Raw genomic sequence first — 19,489 nt, 5'->3', positions numbered from 1 at the left:
GGGATGTCGACTTGAGCCTTCGGTCGCAAACTGTGATGCGGTTGGCACCTGTGGAGCTGGCGCAAGCTACGATCTTTTGAGGTATCGAAGAACCGAAGATCGTAGCCTGCGCCAGCTTCCACATGAGTATTCCTTTGGTCTGCAGCCGCGATTCCGTTAAGATAGCCCGCTTTTTCAAGGTGGGAGTCAGGCAGCATGGCGCAGCAGTATCAACCGGGGCAACGCTGGATCAGTGACAGCGAAGCCGAGCTGGGATTGGGCACCGTTCTGGCACAGGACGGCCGCTTGTTGACCGTGCTCTACCCGGCCACTGGCGAGACTCGCCAGTACGCGCTACGGAATGCGCCCCTGACCCGCGTGCGATTTTCGCCGGGTGACTCCATCACTCACTTCGAGGGCTGGAAACTGACCGTACAGGAAGTCGACGACGTCGACGGCCTGCTGGTCTACCACGGCCTCAACGCGCAGAACGAAGTGGTCACCCTGCCGGAAACCCAGCTGTCGAACTTCATTCAGTTCCGTCTGGCCAGCGACCGTTTGTTCGCCGGACAGATCGACCCGCTCGCCTGGTTCTCCCTGCGCTACAACACCCTGGAACATACCAGCCGGCAGTTGCAGTCTGCCCTTTGGGGCCTGGGTGGCGTGCGTGCGCAACCGATCGCGCACCAACTGCACATCGCCCGTGAAGTGGCCGACCGAATCGCGCCACGTGTTCTGCTGGCCGACGAAGTAGGCCTGGGTAAAACCATCGAGGCAGGCCTGGTGATCCATCGCCAACTGCTCTCGGGCCGTGCCGGCCGTGTGCTGATCCTGGTTCCGGAAAACCTGCAGCACCAATGGCTGGTGGAGATGCGTCGCCGCTTCAACCTGCAGGTCGCGCTGTTTGACGAAGAACGCTTCATCGAAAGCGATGCCACCAACCCGTTCGAAGACACCCAGCTTGCCCTGGTTGCACTCGAGTGGCTGGTCGATGACGAGAAAGCCCAGGACGCCCTGTTCGCGGCCGGCTGGGATTTGATGGTGGTCGACGAAGCGCACCACCTGGTGTGGCACGAAGACAAGGCCAGCCCGGAATACACACTGGTCGAGCAGCTCGCTGAAACGATCCCGGGCGTGCTGCTGCTGACCGCGACACCGGAACAACTGGGTCAGGACAGCCACTTCGCCCGTCTGCGCCTGCTCGACCCGAACCGTTTCCATGACCTGCACGCCTTCCGTGCCGAGAGCGAAAACTATCGTCCGGTGGCCGAAGCCGTTCAGGAATTGCTGGACAAGGGGCGCCTGTCGCCTGAAGCGCACCAGACCATTCACGGCTTCCTCGGCAACGAAGGCGAAGCCCTGCTGGCCGCGGTCAACGATGGCGATATCGAAGCCAGCGCCCGCCTGGTCCGCGAATTACTGGATCGTCATGGCACCGGCCGCGTGCTGTTCCGTAACACCCGTGCTGCCGTGCAGGGTTTCCCGGAGCGCAAGCTACACCCGTACCCGCTGCCGTGCCCCGACGAATACCTTGAGCTGCCACTGGGCGATCACGCCGAACTGTATCCGGAAGTCAGCTTTCAGGCCCAGCCGGACGCCAACGAAGAAGAACGCTGGTGGAAATTCGACCCGCGCGTCGAGTGGCTGATCGACCAGTTGAAGATGCTCAAGCGCACCAAGGTGCTGGTGATCTGCGCCCATGCGGAAACCGCCATGGACCTGGAAGATGCCCTGCGCGTGCGCTCCGGCATCCCGGCCACGGTGTTCCACGAGGGCATGAACATCCTCGAGCGTGACCGCGCCGCCGCCTACTTCGCGGACGAAGAGTTTGGCGCACAAGTGCTGATCTGCTCGGAAATCGGCAGTGAAGGTCGCAACTTCCAGTTCTCTCATCACCTGGTGCTGTTCGATCTGCCGTCCCACCCGGATCTGCTGGAACAACGTATCGGTCGTCTGGACCGGATCGGCCAGAAACATGTGATCGAACTGCACGTGCCATACCTGGAAACCAGCCCGCAAGAGCGCCTGTTCCAGTGGTACCACGAAGCGCTGAACGCGTTCCTCAATACCTGCCCGACCGGCAACGCCCTGCAGCATCAGTTCGGCCCACGCCTGTTGCCGCTGCTCGAAGAAGCCGACGACGGCGAGTGGCAAGCGCTGATCGACGAAGCTCGCAGCGAACGTGAGCGCCTGGAAGCCGATCTGCACACCGGTCGTGACCGTCTGCTGGAACTCAATTCCGGCGGCGCGGGCGAAGGCGATGCCCTGGTGGAGGACATTCTTGAGCAGGACGACCAGTTCACTCTGCCGATCTACATGGAAACCCTGTTCGACGCATTCGGCATCGACAGCGAAGACCATTCGGAAAACGCCCTGATCCTCAAGCCGAGCGAAAAAATGCTCGACGCCAGCTTCCCGCTGGGTGACGACGAAGGCGTGACCATCACTTACGACCGCAACCAAGCGCTGTCTCGCGAAGACATGCAGTTCATCACCTGGGAACACCCGATGGTCCAGGGTGGCATGGATCTGGTTCTGTCCGGCTCCATGGGCAACACCGCCGTGGCATTGATCAAGAACAAGGCGCTCAAGCCTGGCACCGTGTTGCTGGAACTGCTGTATGTCAGCGAAGTGGTTGCCCCGCGCTCGCTGCAACTGGGCCGTTACCTGCCGCCGGCCGCCCTGCGCTGCCTGCTCGACACCAACGGCAACGACCTGGCGGCGCGCGTCTCGTTCGAAACCCTGAACGATCAGCTGGAGAGCGTGCCGCGTGCCAGCGCCAACAAGTTCATCCAGGCCCAGCGCGATCAGCTGACGCCACGGATCAATGCCGGTGAAGCGAAAATCCTGCCTCGTCACGCCGAGCGCGTGGCTGAAGCGCAGCGTCGCCTGGCCGCCGATACCGACGAAGAACTGGCGCGCCTGACCGCGTTGCAAGCAGTCAACCCGACCGTGCGTGACAGCGAACTGGTTGCCCTGCGCAAACAGCGCGAGCAAGGCCTGGCGATGCTCGACAAGGCTGCGCTGCGACTGGAAGCGATTCGGGTGTTGGTGGCGGGTTAAGTCCCCATCTGCATCGCAGTAACAAGAAGCCCGCAGTGATGCGGGCTTTTTTTCAGATCAAAAGATCGCAGCTTCTGACCAGCGCCCAGACAACGCGGGCATTCAGAAAGCCCGCGTTATCGTTAACGACCATCGCGAGCAGGCTCGCTCCTACAGGAGATCGAGTGTTCCCTGTGGTTGCCGCAGGCTGCGATCTTTTGATCTTATGCCGTCGCCGCAGCAACCTCGGGCTCAACCACCGCCCCCAGCCCCTCTTTCATCCGCTTGGCATCGCGTACAAAACACCGAGACGCCAACACCAGAAACACCATGGTGAAAAACAGCGCCACAGGAATCAGGTACATCGCGTCATGCAGGCCTACGGCCTTGAACGCCTCGGTCATCTGTTCGGCACCCGCCGCCAGCATCGCCGTGTGGGCAAAGTGATCGGACAAGGCACCGACCACCACTGGCCCCAACCCACCGCCCAACAGGTATAGCCCGGCAAAGAACAAAGCCATGGCGGTGGCCCGCAAGCGCGGCTCGACCACATCCTGAATTGCCGTGTAAACGCAGGTATAGAAGTTATAGGCAAACAGCCAGCCCAGACTGAACACCGCCACGAACACGCCGATTTCTATGCGACCTGAGTGCAGCGCCCACGCCGTGCATACGGTCGAGATAATCAAACTGAACGCCGCAAACAGCAGCCGCCCGTTGGCTACCCGCTGGTGAATCTTGTCAGCGACCCAGCCGCCGATGGTCAGTCCGAACAAACCGGTGACACCAACGATTACACCCGTTGCCACCGCAGCTTCCTGCAACGGCATCAAAAAGTAGCGCTGGAGCATCGGCACCAGAAACGAGTTGCAGGCATAGGTGGCGAAATTGAAGCAGAGGCCGGCCATTACCAGCCAAAGGAACGTAGGCACCGCCAGTACCCGGCGGATCGGCCGGTCCACGCGTTCTTGCGAAACCTGCACGCTCTCGGCGGCGCCGCGTTTTGGCTCTTTGATGAAGAACATGAAGATTGCGAGGATCAGCCCCGGCACCGCTGCGATGAAGAAAGGCGCACGCCAGCTGTCGAATGCCTTGACCATCGCGCCGATGGTGAAGAACGCCAGCAGCAGGCCCAACGGCAGCCCGAGCATGAAAATGCCCATGGCTCGCGCCCGACGATGAGCCGGAAACAGATCGCCGATCAGCGAGTTGGCAGCCGGTGCATAACTGGCTTCACCGATGCCGATACCCATGCGCACGACCAGGAAGCTCCAGAAACTGCCGACCATGCCGTTGACCGCCGTCAGCCCGCTCCACACCGCAAGGCCCCAGCCCATCAGCTTGCTGCGCGAGCCAGTATCGGCCATACGCCCCAGTGGCAGACCGGCGATCGCGTAGACGAGGGTGAAAGCGGTGCCGATGATGCCGATCTGGAAGTCACTGAGGTGCCATTCCATGCGGATCGGTTCGATGATGATGGCCGGGATGGTACGGTCGAAAAAGTTGAACAGGTTGGCCAGGAACAACAGGAACAGAATGCGCCAGGCATTCGCCGCTTGGGTCGAGTTCTGCATGGGTCCGTCTCGTTTTATTGTTATTGGGGCCTCACTGTCCCCGGAACCTGCAATCTAGACAGGCCGGTCACAGCTGTCTGTAATTATTCGTAAGGCTGATACCAGCCCATGGCGAAGACCACGTGAATGCTGGCTCCCGGGGCCCCGCAAGGGCCGAAACGTGCGGTGTTCTGTCTTGCAGCGTTGCAAACAGATGCCTGAAAAGAGAAGCGCCGGATCAATAGCACTAATCGCTATAATTGAAATAACCAAATGTTTGGCACCAATATGCCACTATCGATTTGCGCTCCATGCATGCCCTCTATACTGCATGAAATTCGCCGGCGCTCATTGCCCCGGCCAGATGACCACAACGGGGCATGCTATGGAGTGGCTTGGTCTGCATTTCACTACTTCTTTACCAGAGAGTGGGCAGGTCATACTCAATTTCACACATGATCGATTCCTCGTGCTGCTGGCGTATCTGGTCGCCTGCGTCGGCTGCTTTGCCACGCCAGGCATGGCCGAGCGGGTTGCCCATGCCGAACATCCGGTTTCCAAGCGACGCTGGCGCTGGGTCGGCACCGTGTGCATGGCAGGCGGAATCTGGGCCATGCATTTGATCGGTATACTGGCTTTGCAGTCAGCTATCGATATTCACTACCACCTGCCAGTGACGCTGCTTTCCCTGATCACAGCCCTGTGCGCTTCATGGCTGGCGATGAACACCTTCGCCCTGCCCGATCCGACAATCCGCCAATGCGTGGAATCTTCGACAGGGGCAGGCCTGGGCATCGCGGCCATGCACTACGTGGGCATGTTCGCTGGCACCACCCGGTTCACGGGTTCCTCGTGCCGGACCGCATCATCGCCATCGCCGAGGCCAACGGCCTGATCGCAGAACTCGACAACTGGGTACTGCGCAAGGCTTGCGAAGACCTGGCCGATCTATCGCGCCAAGGCTGTGAAGAACTGCGCATCACAGTGAACTGCTCGGCCCTGAACCTGGCACGTGAAGAACTGGCAACTGAAATCGAACACGCACTGCGGGCCACGGGTGTGGCGCCCGATCGGCTGGAACTGGAAGTGACCGAAAATGCATTGATGGGCAACATCACCGAGACACTGGTGTTACTGGGCCAGATTCGCGCCCTCGGCGTGTCGCTGTCGATCGATGACTTCGGTACCGGTTACTCGTCCCTGGCCTACCTCAAGCGCCTGCCGCTCAACACCCTGAAAATCGATCGTTCTTTCCTGCAGGACATTCCCAAGTCCATCCAGGATATGGAGATCGTCCAGGCGATTATCGTCATGGCGCACACCCTTCACCTGGAGGTGGTCACCGAAGGCGTCGAAACTTTCGAGCAATACCAGTTCCTGGAGGACCATGGCTGCGACTTCGTTCAGGGCTACCTGCTCAGCCGCCCGGTGCCACTCGCCGAACTGCGTCCGGTGCTGGACGAAATCAACCAGCGCAAGTCCCCCGGCAGCCTTACACGCTTGCGCCTGGCTCACGGTACATCCGCACTAATGTAGAAGGGTCTTGTTCAAGGAATCCCTGGCTCCCATGCAGGCGCATCAACTGCGCAGCCAAGCCCGTTATCGGCGTCGCACTGCCTTGCTCGCGGGAAAACTTCACCGCAGTGTCCAGATCCTTGAGCAGGGTTCGTACGTGCCATTTGACTGGCTCGAAACGATTGTCGGCCATTTGCGGGGCGAGGATCTGCAGCGGTTTGGAATCGGCAAATCCACCGGCCAGCGCTTCGGCGATCAGGCTGGCATCAACACCGGAGCGTTCCGCCAGTGCAACCACTTCGGCAATCACCAATGCGTTACAGGCAACGATCATCTGGTTGCAGGCCTTGGTGACTTGCCCTGCCCCGACACCGCCCATGTGTGTCACGCGCTGACCCAGCTCAAGCAGCACCGGTCGAACCCGCTCCAGGTCCCGGGCTTCGCCACCGACCATGATCGCCAGGTTGCCTGCTTCGGCACCCACCACGCCTCCGGACACCGGCGCGTCCAGCCAACCCATGGCGGTCCTGCCGGCAAGCTCGGCCGCCATTTCCCGCGTGGCGTTTGGCTCCAGGCTGGAAAAATCCACCAACAGCTGGCCGCTTTGCGCCCCCTGGGCAACACCCGCTGAACCAAAAACCACTTCACGCACCACCGCGGTGTCCGCCAGGCACAACATCACCACATCCGCGTGCTGGCACAACTCGGCCGGGGTAGCGACCTGGCGCGCACCCGCTTGCACCAGTGGCTTGCACTTGGCCGGATTTCGGTTCCACACCGTCAACGGGTAACCCGCCGCGAGCAGCCGCCGGCACATCGGCAGCCCCATCAGACCGATCCCGGCAAAACCCAGCGAAGGTAGCATTGACATCATTTGGCCTCCTTTTGATTAAAGATCGCCTGATATTGGCCGATTCATCATGACTTAGGAAAGGATTCCCCCGAGTGATGCTCAGGTTGCAGCCCGAGGGTAGGGCCCAATACGCGCTGAAAAAAAGACGCGATTCAATCCGTGACGGTTGGACGACAACAAGTCGGCCAACCAACCAGCCCAGGTACATGGCGAACAATGACTTCTAAAAACAATCCGGCCACTGCGGTATCCGATCTGACGTTGAGCCCCGCGGCCAACAGCCCTTCATCCTTGAAGCCATTGCCCCCTTCCCGCCCGTTGGCAAGCCAGCAATACCTGTACTTCACCGAAACCAACACCGACCGCATCCTCGACAACCTCGACGGTCTGCGCGACATGGTGTTCCCACGCCCGCCGCATCTGGAAGGCGACAACGAACAGCACAGCGATCAGGAATTCCCGTCGGTGTGCCTGATCGGCCTGGGTCGCTGCGGCTCGAACATCGCGCTGGATGTCGCGGAACTGGTGTACAACGCCCGCAAGTTCTACCTCAACGAATTCAACAACGAAGATCGCCTGTCGCCGGACAAACGCTACGCCGAGAAGGGCTACAGCCCGGCCCAATGGATCCGCAACAACCTGCGCCTGGGCTCGAACAAAGCCTCCAAGCCAGTGTTTCTGGTCGAACCACTGGTGATGCTCGGCGACCTCGACAAAGACATCGCCGGGCGCATCCGTTTTTCGCGCAAGGGCGAAAAAAGCGGCTTCCTGCGCGACTACAGCAAAATGAAAATCATGGACTTGTCGGAAGTCCACGCCGGTGGTGCCGGTAACGCGCCGATCCTCGGCCAGTATCTGGCCAAGATCATCCTGAACAAGGACACCCAGCGTTTCTCCAGCCCCGACTGGAAAATGATTCACTCGTACCTGATCGACAGCTGCGGTATCAAGGCCAACCAGTCACGCCTGTACTTCTCGATCTTCAGTGCCGGCGGCGGTACCGGTTCTGGCATGGCCTCGGAATTCGGCCTGGCCCAGCAACACTCGTACATGAACAAAACGTTCGACACCAAGCCGATGGACGAGCACGACGGCAAAAGCGGCCATTCCTTCGTCTTCGAACCGATTTTCACCAGCGGCATCTGCGTACTGCCGAACATTTCCGATCACCGCAGTGAAATGTCCGAAGCGCTACACATCAACGCCGGTCGCCTGCTGTGTAAATACCTGTCGGAAGAGTGGGACTTCTCCTACAACTTCGCCAATGAAGACAGCAGCGAAGCCAGCGTCATGGGCCGTATCCGCCCATGGAACGCCATGATGCTGATCTCCAACGACATCATGCGTTACGCCGAAGAAAACGATGACGGCAACATCCAGAACATCGACGTCAATGCCATGGAGAAGCACGCCAACCAGTACATCTCCCAACAGATCTTCAACATTCTGACGGCTCAGGCGGTCACGACCGACTACGACCAGAACTATTTCCGTCGCGCCGGCATCGACATCGGCGAAACCATTCGCCTGGACGCCAACGACCTGTTCATGAGCCTGGCCGGGCCGGTGGCGATTGCCTACGCCGAATCCGTGGTGCCGGAGACCCCGCCACCAAGCAGCGACAAATTCAAGGTGTTCGAGAAAGAGCCGCAGCGCCTGAACATCGACGACCTGTTCTTCCGCTCGATCGACCTGCCGCACTTCAACAAGGTCACCCAGGCCATCGAAGGCATCAGCCTGTTGCCGATCGAATCCAAGCGCTATCGCGCATCGCTGGAGCAGTACAAGAATTCGGGCTACGACGCGGCTGCGCTGCACGACCTGCACTTCTTCAAGAACTGCTCGTCGGTGGTGTCGATCGTCTCGCTGCCCAAGGACTACAAGCTGTCGTACATGGACCTGAACCGGTTGAAGACGCACCTCAACAGCCTGTTCCCCAATACCACGCTCAAGCGCTATGCGTTGGTGATCGGGGCCTCGGCCAACCTGTCGCTGACCACGCTGATTGCCAAGAGCCCGTGCCTGTCGGACGACTTCCTGACGCTCATCGTGGCCTTCATCAAGCGTTGTTTTGCACGCAACCCGTACCGCTTCGATGACACTCTGGACAACTCGATCCTCGACTTCATCATCAATGAAGACTTCGACGAAGACCGCATCGACGACCTGCTCAACGAATTCGAGAACCCGGCGAAGATCCTCGATACCAACTGGTACGCGATCAAGCCGATGTACGAGAAAAAATACCGTGAGCTGATCAACGACAAGGACAAGTTCGTCTCGATCAACGACATCCGCCTGTCCCGGGATTGCGTGAAGAAAGCGATCAAGTACCTGCGCGAGATCTACCGCCATCGCATTGGCAAGACCAAGGTTATTTCTCTTAATAACCATACGGGCAAGACCGCTAACTAAGCGTCGTTCCCATTCGCGAGCAAGCCCGCTCCCACATTTAACGGTGTTCTTCAGGAAGAACGCAGTCGAATGTGGGAGCGGGCTTGCTCGCGAAAGCGGTAATGAAAACAACACATTTCAACATTCGGAAACAATTGATCAGACGCTCAATTGCCCTCCCAACTGTTCCCGTTACGTTTACGTCACCGTTAGGCTGTGGCCTTTCTCCACGGCAAGGTGCCATCACGCTACTCACCTACACACTTTTGCTCGCGCGCATGACGCACCAAATGGGCGCATGGATTCAGTTCGTCGCCCTTTCCTGGATCAGAATCCACGGCGAAACCACCACCGCCCAAAGCTCGGGATCACGCTCAAAAAGATCCAGCGCCCGCGTTTCAGACAGCTTGGCCAGCGTGTCTGCGGCCAGCCAGGCGGCCACTTTCTCGCCTTCGTCCAAGGCCACGGCCTCGGCGGCCGCGATCAAATCCAGGCCCGGGTCGACCCACAATAGGGCACCCTTGGCGAAGAATGGCTCCAGCTCCTTCCAGGTAATAGATGCTGTTTCACCAAGCAGTTTGGCATAGAGGGTGCTAGGTTCTTGATTCATGGGACTGTCCGGAAAAGAAATCGACGCGAATGATAACGTCGGTGGTCCGGCAGAAAAACCCGGATGCAATTGAGTCACCGAGATGAAAAGCGCAGGAAAGCCAAGGAAAGCACGGAATTCAGCTATAAGCCCGTCAAAGCCCCGCCGCAATTCTGTCTTTTTATTTCAATTAAGCGACACTCGCAGGTTTTGCCCCCCGGCGCCGCCTTCCCAGGCTGACAATCGGCGCTCTACACTGTACCGGTACAGTTGCCGAGGGGCTTTTCCGGGGAATGTTGCAATTTCTGACCCGGTTCTGCTGCCCAAGGCGCCAGGACTATAAAAACTACAACAGTAAGAGTGGAGCACTATGACTAAGGCTACTAAGCAGATTTCCAAACTGTTTGCCGCTATGGTTCTGGCCGGGGTTGCCAGCCATTCGTTCGCAGCTGACACCATCAAGATCGGCATCGCCGGCCCTAAAACCGGTCCTGTAGCCCAATACGGCGACATGCAGTTCAGCGGCGCCAAAATGGCCATTGAACAGATCAACGCCAAAGGCGGCGTAGACGGCAAGAAACTCGAAGCCGTTGAATATGATGACGCCTGTGATCCAAAACAAGCGGTAGCGGTTGCGAACAAGGTCGTCAACGACGGCGTGAAATTCGTGGTCGGCCACCTGTGCTCCAGCTCCACTCAACCGGCTTCGGACATTTACGAAGACGAAGGCGTGATCATGATCACCCCGGCTGCCACCAGCCCGGACATCACCGCACGTGGTTACAAAATGGTGTTCCGCACCATCGGTCTGGACAGCGCCCAGGGCCCTGCCGCCGGTAACTACATTGCCGATTACGTAAAACCGAAAATCGTTGCTGTGCTGCACGATAAACAGCAATACGGTGAAGGCATCGCCACCGCCGTGAAGACCACTCTGGAAGGCAAAGGCGTGAAAGTTGCCGTGTTCGAAGGCGTCAACGCCGGCGACAAGGACTTCTCGTCGATGATCGCCAAGCTCAAGCAAGCCAACGTCGACTTCGTCTACTACGGCGGCTACCACCCGGAGCTGGGCCTGATCCTGCGTCAATCCCAGGAAAAAGGCCTGAAGGCCAAATTCATGGGTCCGGAAGGCGTGGGTAACGACTCCATTTCGCAGATCGCCAAGGACGCATCCGAAGGCCTGCTGGTGACCCTGCCGAAATCCTTCGACCAGGATCCGGCCAACATCGCCCTGGCTGATGCGTTCAAAGCCAAGAAAGAAGACCCAAGCGGCCCGTTCGTGTTCCCGGCCTACTCGGCTGTGACCGTCATTGCCGAAGGCATCAAGGCTGCCAAGTCCGAAGACGCCGCCAAAGTGGCTGAAGCCATCCACGCCGGTACCTTCAAGACTCCTACTGGCGACCTGAGCTTCGACGCCAAGGGCGACCTGAAAGACTTCAAATTTGTGGTTTACGAGTGGCACTTCGGCAAACCAAAAACTGAAGCCAAGCCTCAGTAAGGCGTTGCCTGACTGACTGCCAATAAAGCCCACGGCGTGCCGTGGGCTTTGTTTTAGAACGTATTGGGCCGCGCTGGCGAGATCCGCCAGTCTCCCCACCTGAAAATCTCAAAACCGTCATCAGCGGTTCGCTGGCAAACCTCGGATTCGAAGTGGATGCAGATCCACGGGGCCCGAGCGGGAAAATGACTCCACCAGTGAAATGCGTATCAGGTTTTTAGGAGCGCTGTAATGCCTGACATCTATCACTTCTTCCAACAGCTGGTTAATGGTCTGACCATTGGCAGCACGTATGCCCTGATCGCCATCGGCTATACGATGGTTTACGGCATCATTGGAATGATCAACTTCGCCCACGGCGAGGTGTACATGATCGGTTCCTACGTGGCGTTCATCGCCATCGCCGGGCTGACCATGATGGGACTCGACAGCGTTCCGCTGTTGATGACCGCCGCTTTCATCGCCACCATCGTGGTGACCAGTGCCTACGGTTACAGCATCGAGCGGATCGCCTACCGCCCCCTGCGCGGCAGCAACCGTCTGATCCCGCTGATCTCCGCCATCGGTATGTCGATCTTCCTGCAGAACACCGTTCTGCTGGCGCAAGACTCCAAGGACAAATCCATTCCCAACCTGATTCCGGGTAATTTTACCTTCGGGCCAGGTGGCGCACATGAAGTGCTGATTTCCTACATGCAAATCGTGGTGTTCGTGGTGACCCTGGTCGCCATGCTCGGCCTGACGCTGTTCATCTCCCGCTCTCGCCTTGGCCGCGCCTGCCGCGCCTGTGCCGAAGACATCAAGATGGCCAACCTGCTGGGTATCAACACCAACAACATCATCGCCCTGACCTTCGTCATCGGTGCGGCACTGGCGGCCATCGCAGCCGTGCTGTTGAGCATGCAATACGGCGTGATCAACCCGAACGCCGGCTTCCTGGTCGGTCTCAAGGCCTTCACCGCAGCGGTACTGGGCGGTATCGGCAGCATCCCGGGCGCCATGCTCGGCGGGCTGGTCCTTGGCGTGGCAGAAGCCTTCGGTGCCGATATCTTCGGCGACCAGTACAAGGACGTCGTGGCCTTCGGTCTCCTGGTTTTGGTGTTGTTGTTCCGGCCAACCGGCCTGCTGGGCCGCCCGGAGGTTGAAAAAGTATGACTAGGAATCTTAAACAGGCGCTGTTCAGCGCCCTGCTGGTGTGGGCCGTGGCCTATCCGGTACTCGGTCTGAAGCTGACCATCGTCGGCATCAACCTCGAAGTTCATGGCACCAGTAACGCCACCCTGATCACCATCGCCGTATGTTCGGTGCTGATGTTCCTGCGCGTGCTGTTCGACCGGCAGATCAGTTCGGTCTGGCGTTCCTCGCCAGGCATGCCGCTGATTCCGGCCAAGGCCAGCGACTTCCTGACCCTGCCGACCACTCAACGCTGGATCATCATTGCGCTGATCGCCGGCGCTCTGGTCTGGCCGTTCTTCGGCTCTCGCGGTGCGGTGGATATCGCCACGCTGGTGCTGATCTACGTAATGCTGGGCCTGGGCCTGAACATCGTGGTCGGCCTGGCTGGCCTGCTCGACCTCGGTTACGTCGGTTTCTACGCCGTCGGCGCCTACAGCTATGCGCTGCTGTCGCACTACTTCGGTCTGAGCTTCTGGATCTGCCTGCCTATCGCCGGCCTGATGGCGGCCACCTTCGGCTTCCTGCTGGGCTTCCCGGTGCTGCGTCTGCGCGGTGACTACCTGGCGATCGTGACCCTGGGCTTCGGTGAAATCATCCGACTGTTCCTGCGTAACCTGACCGATATCACCGGCGGTCCGAACGGTATCAGCAACATCGAGAAACCGACGTTCTTCGGCCTGACCTTCGAACGCAAAGCCGCGGAAGGCATGCAAACCTTCCACGAGTACTTCGGCCTGGAATACAACTCGATCAACAAGGTGATCTTCCTTTACCTGGTTGCCCTGTTCCTGGCACTGGCTGCGCTGTTCGTCATCAACCGTTTGCTGCGCATGCCCTTGGGCCGTGCCTGGGAAGCGTTGCGTGAAGACGAGATCGCTTGCCGTGCGCTGGGCCTGAATCCAACCCTCATCAAGCTGTCGGCCTTCACCCTGGGTGCGAGCTTCGCCGGTTTCGCCGGCAGCTTCTTCGCTGCCCGTCAGGGCCTGGTGACGCCGGAGTCCTTCACCTTCATCGAGTCGGCGATCATCCTCGCCATCGTCGTTCTGGGTGGCATGGGCTCGCAGCTGGGCGTGATCCTGGCAGCGGTGGTCATGATCCTGTTGCCGGAAATGATGCGTGAGTTCAGTGAGTACCGCATGTTGATGTTCGGTGCCTTGATGGTTCTGATGATGATCTGGCGCCCTCAGGGTCTGCTGCCCATGCAACGTCCTCACATGGAGCTGCGCAAATGAGCCGCGAGATCCTTAAAGTAGAAAACCTGAGCATGCGCTTCGGCGGTTTGCTGGCGGTCAACGGCGTTGCCTTGAGCGTGAAAGAGAAACAAGTGGTTGCGCTGATCGGCCCGAACGGTGCCGGCAAGACCACCGTGTTCAACTGCCTGACCGGCTTCTACAAGCCGAGCGGCGGCAGCATCCTGCTGGACGGTGAGCCGATCGAAGGCCTGCCGGGCCACAAGATCGCCCTCAAAGGCGTGGTGCGTACCTTCCAGAACGTGCGGCTGTTCAAGGACATGACCGCGGTCGAGAACCTCTTGATCGCCCAGCACCGTCACCTGAACACCAACTTCCTGGCTGGCCTGTTCAAGACGCCGGGCTTTCGCAAGAGCGAACGCGAGGCCATGGAGTTCGCCGAGTACTGGCTGGAAAAGGTCAACCTCAAGGAGTTCGCCAACCGTCCGGCCGGCACCCTGGCCTACGGTCAGCAACGTCGCCTGGAAATCGCCCGCTGCATGATGACCCGCCCGCGGATCCTCATGCTCGACGAACCGGCCGCCGGCCTGAACCCGAAGGAAACCGAAGATCTGAAGGCGCTGATCAGCGTGCTGCGTGAAGAGCACAACGTCACCGTGCTGCTGATCGAACACGACATGAAACTGGTCATGAGCATTTCCGACCACATCGTCGTGATCAACCAGGGCACGCCTCTGGCCGACGGTACGCCGGAACAGATCCGCGACAATCCTGAAGTGATCAAAGCCTACCTGGGGGAAGCGTAAATGCTGCAGTTCGAAAACGTTTCCACCTTCTATGGCAAGATCCAGGCCCTGCACAGCGTCAACGTGGAAATCCGTCAGGGTGAAATCGTCACCCTGATCGGCGCCAACGGCGCAGGCAAATCCACCCTGCTGATGACACTCTGCGGCTCGCCGCAAGCCCACAGTGGCAGCATCCGCTACATGGGTGAAGAGCTCGTGGGGCAGACCTCGGCGCAGATCATGCGCAAGAGCATCGCAGTGGTTCCGGAAGGTCGTCGGGTGTTCTCCCGTCTGACCGTGGAAGAAAACCTGTCCATGGGCGGTTTCTTCACCGCGAAGGGCGACTACCAGGAACAAATGGACAAGGTCCTGGGACTTTTCCCGCGCCTCAAAGAGCGCTTCAACCAACGCGGCGGCACCATGTCCGGTGGCGAACAGCAAATGCTCGCCATCGGCCGTGCGCTGATGAGCAAGCCCAAGCTGTTGCTGCTCGACGAACCGTCGCTGGGCTTGGCACCGATCATCATCCAGCAGATCTTCGACATCATCGAACAGCTGCGCAAGGACGGTGTAACGGTGTTCCTGGTCGAGCAGAACGCCAACCAGGCGCTGAAGATCGCAGACCGCGCATACGTTCTGGAGAACGGCCGGGTAGTGATGCAAGGCACCGGTGAAGCGCTGCTGACCGACCCGAAAGTGCGCGAAGCGTACCTTGGCGGTTAAGCCTTTGCGCTGAACAAGAAAAAACGGCCTTCGGGCCGTTTTTTTATATGCCTGTCACCTCGCCAATGAAGAAAGCCCCCCTGTGGGAGCGCAATGCTGTTCAGTTAAGCATGGGGTTGTTAAAAACTGGATTGGGGGGATATCCATTGCTGCGGTAACGGCCACTTATGGTTTCGCCCTTACGGCGAGTCCCTTTTTCAAACGCCAAAAAGGAACCAAAAGGCTCTTGCCCCACCACTCGGTGCCTCGCTGTGGCTCGGCATGCCCTCTCTCCGGCATTGCTCCGTGGGTCGCCGCGATGGGCCATCCCTGGCCCAGCGCGGCTAAACCGGCGTCCTGCCGGTTTCCCCACTGCGCAATGCCTGCGTTCGGCCATCGTGGTTTAACGGGGCGCCCAAATCTAAAGCCAAAGCGAGGCGGCCTGACAGCCGACCTGAATTCTAGTGAGCACGTTCCCCTGTAGGAGCGATGTTTGCTCCGGGCGGCGTTCCGACGATGGACGTCAACGATATCGCGCCCTGTCTGGAGGATCGCGCTATCTGGACGTACATCATCGGAACGCCGCCCGGAGCCGGCTCGCTCCCACAATTGGATCGTAGACAGGTCCCTTAATCAGGTCGGCTGTCAGGCCGCCTCGCTTTGGCTTTGGCTTTTGATTTTCTTGCCCCCTCGAGAGGCCGAGTGGAGGTTCTGCGCAGTGGGCAACCCGGCATGGATGCCGGGTTAGCCGCGCTGGGCCATGGATGGCCCATCGCGGCGGGCCCACGGAGCAGGACCGGAGCGAGGGCATGCCGAGCCTAGGCGAGGCACCGAACGTCAGGGGCAAGAGCCCTTGGTTACTTGGGGCTTTTCCAAGTGACTCGCTGTAAGAGCGAAACCATAGGTGGCCGTTACCGCAGGAATGGATATGCACCTAATCCAAATATCCACCTGGAGCCCTCCAACCTAAAGTGAACAGCATTACGGCAATACCGGGGCTTTTTTATGCTTGCTGGATCAAAGTGTCGAACGCACCCGCCACAACTCCGGGAACAGCACGGTATCGAGCATCTTGCGCAGATAACCGACCCCTTCAGTGCCGCCAGTGCCAGGCTGGAAGCCGATGATCCGCTCGACCGTGGTGACGTGGCGGAAGCGCCACTGGCGGAACGAGTCTTCGAGATCGATGAACTTCTCGGCCAGTTGGTAGAGATCCCAATAACGCGTCGGATCCTTGTAGACCACGCGCCAGGCCGCCTCGACCGAGGCGTCATGCTGCGTCGGGGCGCTCGGATCACGCTCGAAACGCTGCGGGTCGATCGCCAGTCCGGCGTTGGCCATCAAGCGTATGGCTTCGTCATACAACGAAGGGGTGGCGATGGCTTTTTCCAGTTCCTGCAACAGCTCCGGCCGATGGGCGTGGGGGCGCAACAGCGTCGCGCTCTTGTTGCCGAGGATGAACTCGATTTCCCGGTACTGGAACGACTGGAAGCCCGACGATTGCCCCAGGAAAGGCCTGATCGAGTGATACTCGGTGGGCGTCATGGTGGCCAGCACCGTCCACGCATGCACCAGCTGGTCGAAGATCCGCGAAACCCGCGCCAGCATCTTGAACGCCGGCGCCAGCTCACCCAGCCGAACGTGTTCGCGGGCGGCCTTGAGCTCGTGCAGCATCAGCTTCATCCACAGCTCGGAGGTCTGATGCTGGATGATGAACAGCATCTCGTTGTGGTCCGGCGACAACGGGTGCTGGGCACTGAGAATACGCCCCAGGTCCAGATAGTCGCCGTAGCTCATGGAGTCGGCAAAATTCAGCTCGGCGTTATGCCACTCCGCTGTTTGATTGCCAGGCGAATACGGACATTGGCTCATTGAGCAGGCTCCTCATGTGGCGATGAATTCAGTGGACGCAAGATAGCCCTGACCGGGCTGGCGTCGAGGTTGGCAAAGCGCAGCGGCAGCGCGATCAACTCGTAGTCCCCCTCCGGGACGTCATCAAGCACGATGCCCTCGAGAATGGCCATACCGTGGCGTGCCACGGCGTTGTGCGCATCCATGGTCTTGGATTGCTGCGGGTCCAGCGACGGCGTGTCGATACCGATCAGGCGCACGCCGAGACTGGCGAGCAGGTCGACGGTGTCTTTGCCGACCGCGGTGAATTCGGGGTCCCAGGCGGTCAGCGGCGCCTGTTGATAGGTACGTAGCAGCACGCGTTCGGGCAGGTTGGCCAAGCGACCTTGCAGTTGCCCGGGTTGCACCAGCCCATCGCTGTCCAGGCAATGCAGCACCCGGCAAGGCCCGATATAGACATCGAGCGACACTTCGCCAATGGCCGCGCCGTCTGCGCTGTAGTGCAACGGTGCGTCAACATGGGCGCCAGTGTGCGGCGACAGCGTGATGCGCCCGACATTCACCGGGCATTCAGGCCCCAGCGTCCAGACGCGTTCTTCCTGAAACGGTGTATCTCCCGGCCAGGTCGGTGTTGCGGTACTCAAGGGCGGGCTGATGTCCCACCACGACATTGTTTTTTTCATTGCACAGCTCTCGGCCTTTTCCGATGTGAATGATACGAGCGATACCTGTGCATGTTCTTGCAAAAACGCTCGGAAAAGCCCGGAGCTTTCGCACGAACTGCCAGATACCGGCGGTTTATCGAGTGGAAATTTCAATGAGGCCACAGCCGGTACCCGGCATCGAGCGAGTGATGGCGGCTGCGTTTCTGGATACCCCGATGTCGAATACAGACAACTGATGCCGCCACAGGCCCTATAGGGTGCAACTTCGGTTCTCCCTGACGCCCGGAGTCATCATGTCCGCACCCATCACCGTTCTTCGCGACACCCACCCGCTGCCCGTTCTCGACGCCTGCAAGTGGGAAAGACTCGAAGGCGACCCGCACACCGTCAACCTCAACGCCTACACCAGCGAAGACGGCAGCAAGATCATGGGCACCTGGATTTGCACGCCGGGCAAGTGGTACGTGGAATACGTGAAGTGGGAGTACTGCCATTTCCAGGAAGGCTACTGCATCATCACCCCGCAAGGGATGGCGCCGATTCATCTGCGCGCCGGCGATATTTTCGTCGTTGAACCTGGGATGAAAGGCACTTGGGAAGTGGTGGAAACCGTGCGTAAGTATTTCGTGTTTGCCTGACAAAAAAACCGGGAGATCACTTCATGTGATTTCCCGGTAAATATCTGTGGGTACATGCTACCCCCCTGCGGGAGCGAGCCTGCTCGCGATGAGGCCAGCACATTCAACATCAACGGTGACTGACCTACCGCTATCGCGAGCAGGCTCGCTCCCACAGGTTTTCCGCGCGATTATTGCGGTTTGCGATAGCTGTTGATGATCGCCGAGAAGTCATCCCCCCCTTCCCCACGCAAACTCATCGCCTGATACAGCTGCTGAGCCACCGCGCCGAGTACCACCGGCTGGTGCGCCTGGCGTGCCGCTTCGGTGGCCAGCCCCAGGTCCTTGAGCATCAGTTCGGCACCGAAGCCGCCGGTGTAGCCGCGCGAGGCTGGTGCCGTTTCGACGATGCCCGGCCACGGGTTGTACATCTCGGAACTCCAGCAACGTCCGGTGGAGCTGTTGATGATCCCGGCCAGCACCTTGGTGTCGATGCCCAGCGCATCACCCAATGCCATGGCTTCGCTGACGCCGACCATGGAAATACCCAGCAGCAGGTTGTTGCAGATCTTGGCGATTTGCCCGGTGCCGACTTCGCCGCAGTGCACGATATTGCGGCCCATCTGCGCCAGTACCGGTTGCAGGGTGGCGAACAGTTCCGCGGTGGCGCCGACCATGAAGGTCAGGGTGCCGGCAGCTGCACCGCCAGTGCCACCGGAGACCGGCGCATCGGCCATGGCCACGCCCTGTTTGGCAGCCGCAGCCGCCACATCACGGGCAGTCTGCGGATCGATGGTGCTGCAATCAACCGCCGGTACGCCTTTGCCAATACCGGCCAGTACGCCGTCTTCGCCGAGCCAGACGCTGCGCACATGCACGGCAGCGGGCAACATGGTGATCACCAGTTCCGCGCCCTCGGCCGCTTCCCGGGCCGATGCGCCGATGCGGCCACCCAGTTGCTCAAGTTCCGCCAGCACGGTTTTGTTCAGGTCGACCAGATTCAACGAATGACCGGCCTTGATCAGGTTGCGCGCCATCGGCGCGCCCATGTTGCCGAGACCGATAAATGCGATTTTCATG

General features: G+C 59.6%; 14 protein-coding genes and 2 pseudogenes. 10 read left to right on the top strand and 6 right to left on the bottom strand.

Annotated elements, in window-relative coordinates:
• The first annotated feature begins 195 nt into the window (after positions 1–195).
• On the top strand, positions 196–3,042 hold the full coding sequence (gene rapA / locus AC07OG_RS11490) for an RNA polymerase-associated protein RapA (protein WP_495067079.1): 2,847 nt from the start codon (positions 196–198) through the stop codon (positions 3,040–3,042).
• A 203-nt stretch (positions 3,043–3,245) separates the two neighbouring features.
• Here rapA and AC07OG_RS11485 read toward each other — a convergent pair whose 3' ends face one another.
• Entirely contained in the window at positions 3,246–4,595 is a 1,350-nt protein-coding gene (locus tag AC07OG_RS11485; protein WP_495067078.1) for a spinster family MFS transporter, read from the bottom strand.
• Between the two features lie 193 nt (positions 4,596–4,788).
• Here AC07OG_RS11485 and AC07OG_RS11480 point away from each other — a divergent pair.
• Positions 4,789–5,277: pseudogene (locus tag AC07OG_RS11480) on the top strand (MHYT domain-containing protein); the annotation flags it as partial.
• A 17-nt stretch (positions 5,278–5,294) separates the two neighbouring features.
• A pseudogene (locus tag AC07OG_RS11475) lies at positions 5,295–6,110 on the top strand (EAL domain-containing protein); the annotation flags it as partial.
• Here the strand turns inward: AC07OG_RS11475 and AC07OG_RS11470 are convergent.
• Complete coding sequence (locus AC07OG_RS11470; protein WP_218424743.1) at positions 6,067–6,963, bottom strand: NAD(P)-dependent oxidoreductase; 897 nt, start codon at positions 6,961–6,963, stop codon at positions 6,067–6,069. The pseudogene AC07OG_RS11475 and the gene AC07OG_RS11470 sit on opposite strands and share 44 nt — an antisense overlap.
• Before the next feature lie 195 nt (positions 6,964–7,158).
• Between AC07OG_RS11470 and AC07OG_RS11465 the strand changes: the two genes are divergently transcribed.
• Entirely contained in the window at positions 7,159–9,357 is a 2,199-nt protein-coding gene (locus AC07OG_RS11465) for a hypothetical protein (RefSeq protein WP_060541120.1), read from the top strand.
• A 283-nt stretch (positions 9,358–9,640) separates the two neighbouring features.
• Here AC07OG_RS11465 and AC07OG_RS11460 read toward each other — a convergent pair whose 3' ends face one another.
• Positions 9,641–9,946, bottom strand: coding sequence for a DUF2288 domain-containing protein (locus AC07OG_RS11460; protein ID WP_060541119.1), 306 nt, complete (start codon positions 9,944–9,946; stop codon positions 9,641–9,643).
• Positions 9,947–10,295: 349 nt separating this feature from the next.
• On the opposite strand from AC07OG_RS11460, the gene AC07OG_RS11455 reads away from it, so the two are divergent.
• The 5 genes from AC07OG_RS11455 (at position 10,296) to AC07OG_RS11435 (ending at position 15,297) form a co-directional block, all read left to right on the top strand.
• Positions 10,296–11,423, top strand: coding sequence for a branched-chain amino acid ABC transporter substrate-binding protein (locus AC07OG_RS11455; RefSeq protein WP_060541118.1), 1,128 nt, complete (start codon positions 10,296–10,298; stop codon positions 11,421–11,423).
• A 231-nt stretch (positions 11,424–11,654) separates the two neighbouring features.
• Positions 11,655–12,578, top strand: a complete 924-nt coding sequence (livH, locus tag AC07OG_RS11450) for a high-affinity branched-chain amino acid ABC transporter permease LivH (protein WP_495067077.1) — start codon at positions 11,655–11,657, stop codon at positions 12,576–12,578.
• Positions 12,575–13,831 carry a high-affinity branched-chain amino acid ABC transporter permease LivM gene (locus AC07OG_RS11445; RefSeq protein ID WP_495067076.1) on the top strand — a complete coding sequence of 419 codons (1,257 nt, stop codon included), beginning with the start codon at positions 12,575–12,577 and terminating at the stop codon, positions 13,829–13,831. The genes livH and AC07OG_RS11445 overlap by 4 nt, the downstream gene beginning before the upstream one ends.
• Positions 13,828–14,595 carry a high-affinity branched-chain amino acid ABC transporter ATP-binding protein LivG gene (gene livG, locus AC07OG_RS11440; RefSeq protein WP_060541115.1) on the top strand — a complete coding sequence of 256 codons (768 nt, stop codon included), beginning with the start codon at positions 13,828–13,830 and terminating at the stop codon, positions 14,593–14,595. Before AC07OG_RS11445 ends, livG begins: the two co-directional genes overlap by 4 nt.
• Positions 14,596–15,297 carry an ABC transporter ATP-binding protein gene (locus AC07OG_RS11435; RefSeq protein WP_060541114.1) on the top strand — a complete coding sequence of 234 codons (702 nt, stop codon included), beginning with the start codon at positions 14,596–14,598 and terminating at the stop codon, positions 15,295–15,297.
• Positions 15,298–16,293: 996 nt separating this feature from the next.
• On the opposite strand, the gene kynA is transcribed toward AC07OG_RS11435, so the two are convergent.
• On the bottom strand, positions 16,294–17,148 hold the full coding sequence (gene kynA / locus AC07OG_RS11430) for a tryptophan 2,3-dioxygenase (RefSeq protein WP_060541955.1): 855 nt from the start codon (positions 17,146–17,148) through the stop codon (positions 16,294–16,296).
• Positions 17,145–17,810, bottom strand: coding sequence for an arylformamidase (kynB, locus tag AC07OG_RS11425; RefSeq protein ID WP_060541954.1), 666 nt, complete (start codon positions 17,808–17,810; stop codon positions 17,145–17,147). The genes kynA and kynB overlap by 4 nt, the downstream gene beginning before the upstream one ends.
• A 275-nt stretch (positions 17,811–18,085) precedes the next feature.
• Here kynB and AC07OG_RS11420 point away from each other — a divergent pair, with 275 nt between their 5' ends.
• Complete coding sequence (locus AC07OG_RS11420) at positions 18,086–18,430, top strand: cupin domain-containing protein (protein WP_060541953.1); 345 nt, start codon at positions 18,086–18,088, stop codon at positions 18,428–18,430.
• A 170-nt stretch (positions 18,431–18,600) separates the two neighbouring features.
• Here AC07OG_RS11420 and mmsB read toward each other — a convergent pair whose 3' ends face one another.
• A complete protein-coding gene (mmsB, locus tag AC07OG_RS11415; protein WP_060541952.1) occupies positions 18,601–19,488 on the bottom strand; it encodes a 3-hydroxyisobutyrate dehydrogenase in 888 nt (295 codons plus the stop codon).
• Between the last annotated feature and the right edge of the window lies 1 nt (position 19,489).

Source organism: Pseudomonas sp. GW821-FHT09H03, from assembly GCF_059415945.1.
The sequence above is the reverse complement of the archived record's forward strand: the minus strand, read 5'-3'. Positions and strand labels throughout refer to the sequence as shown.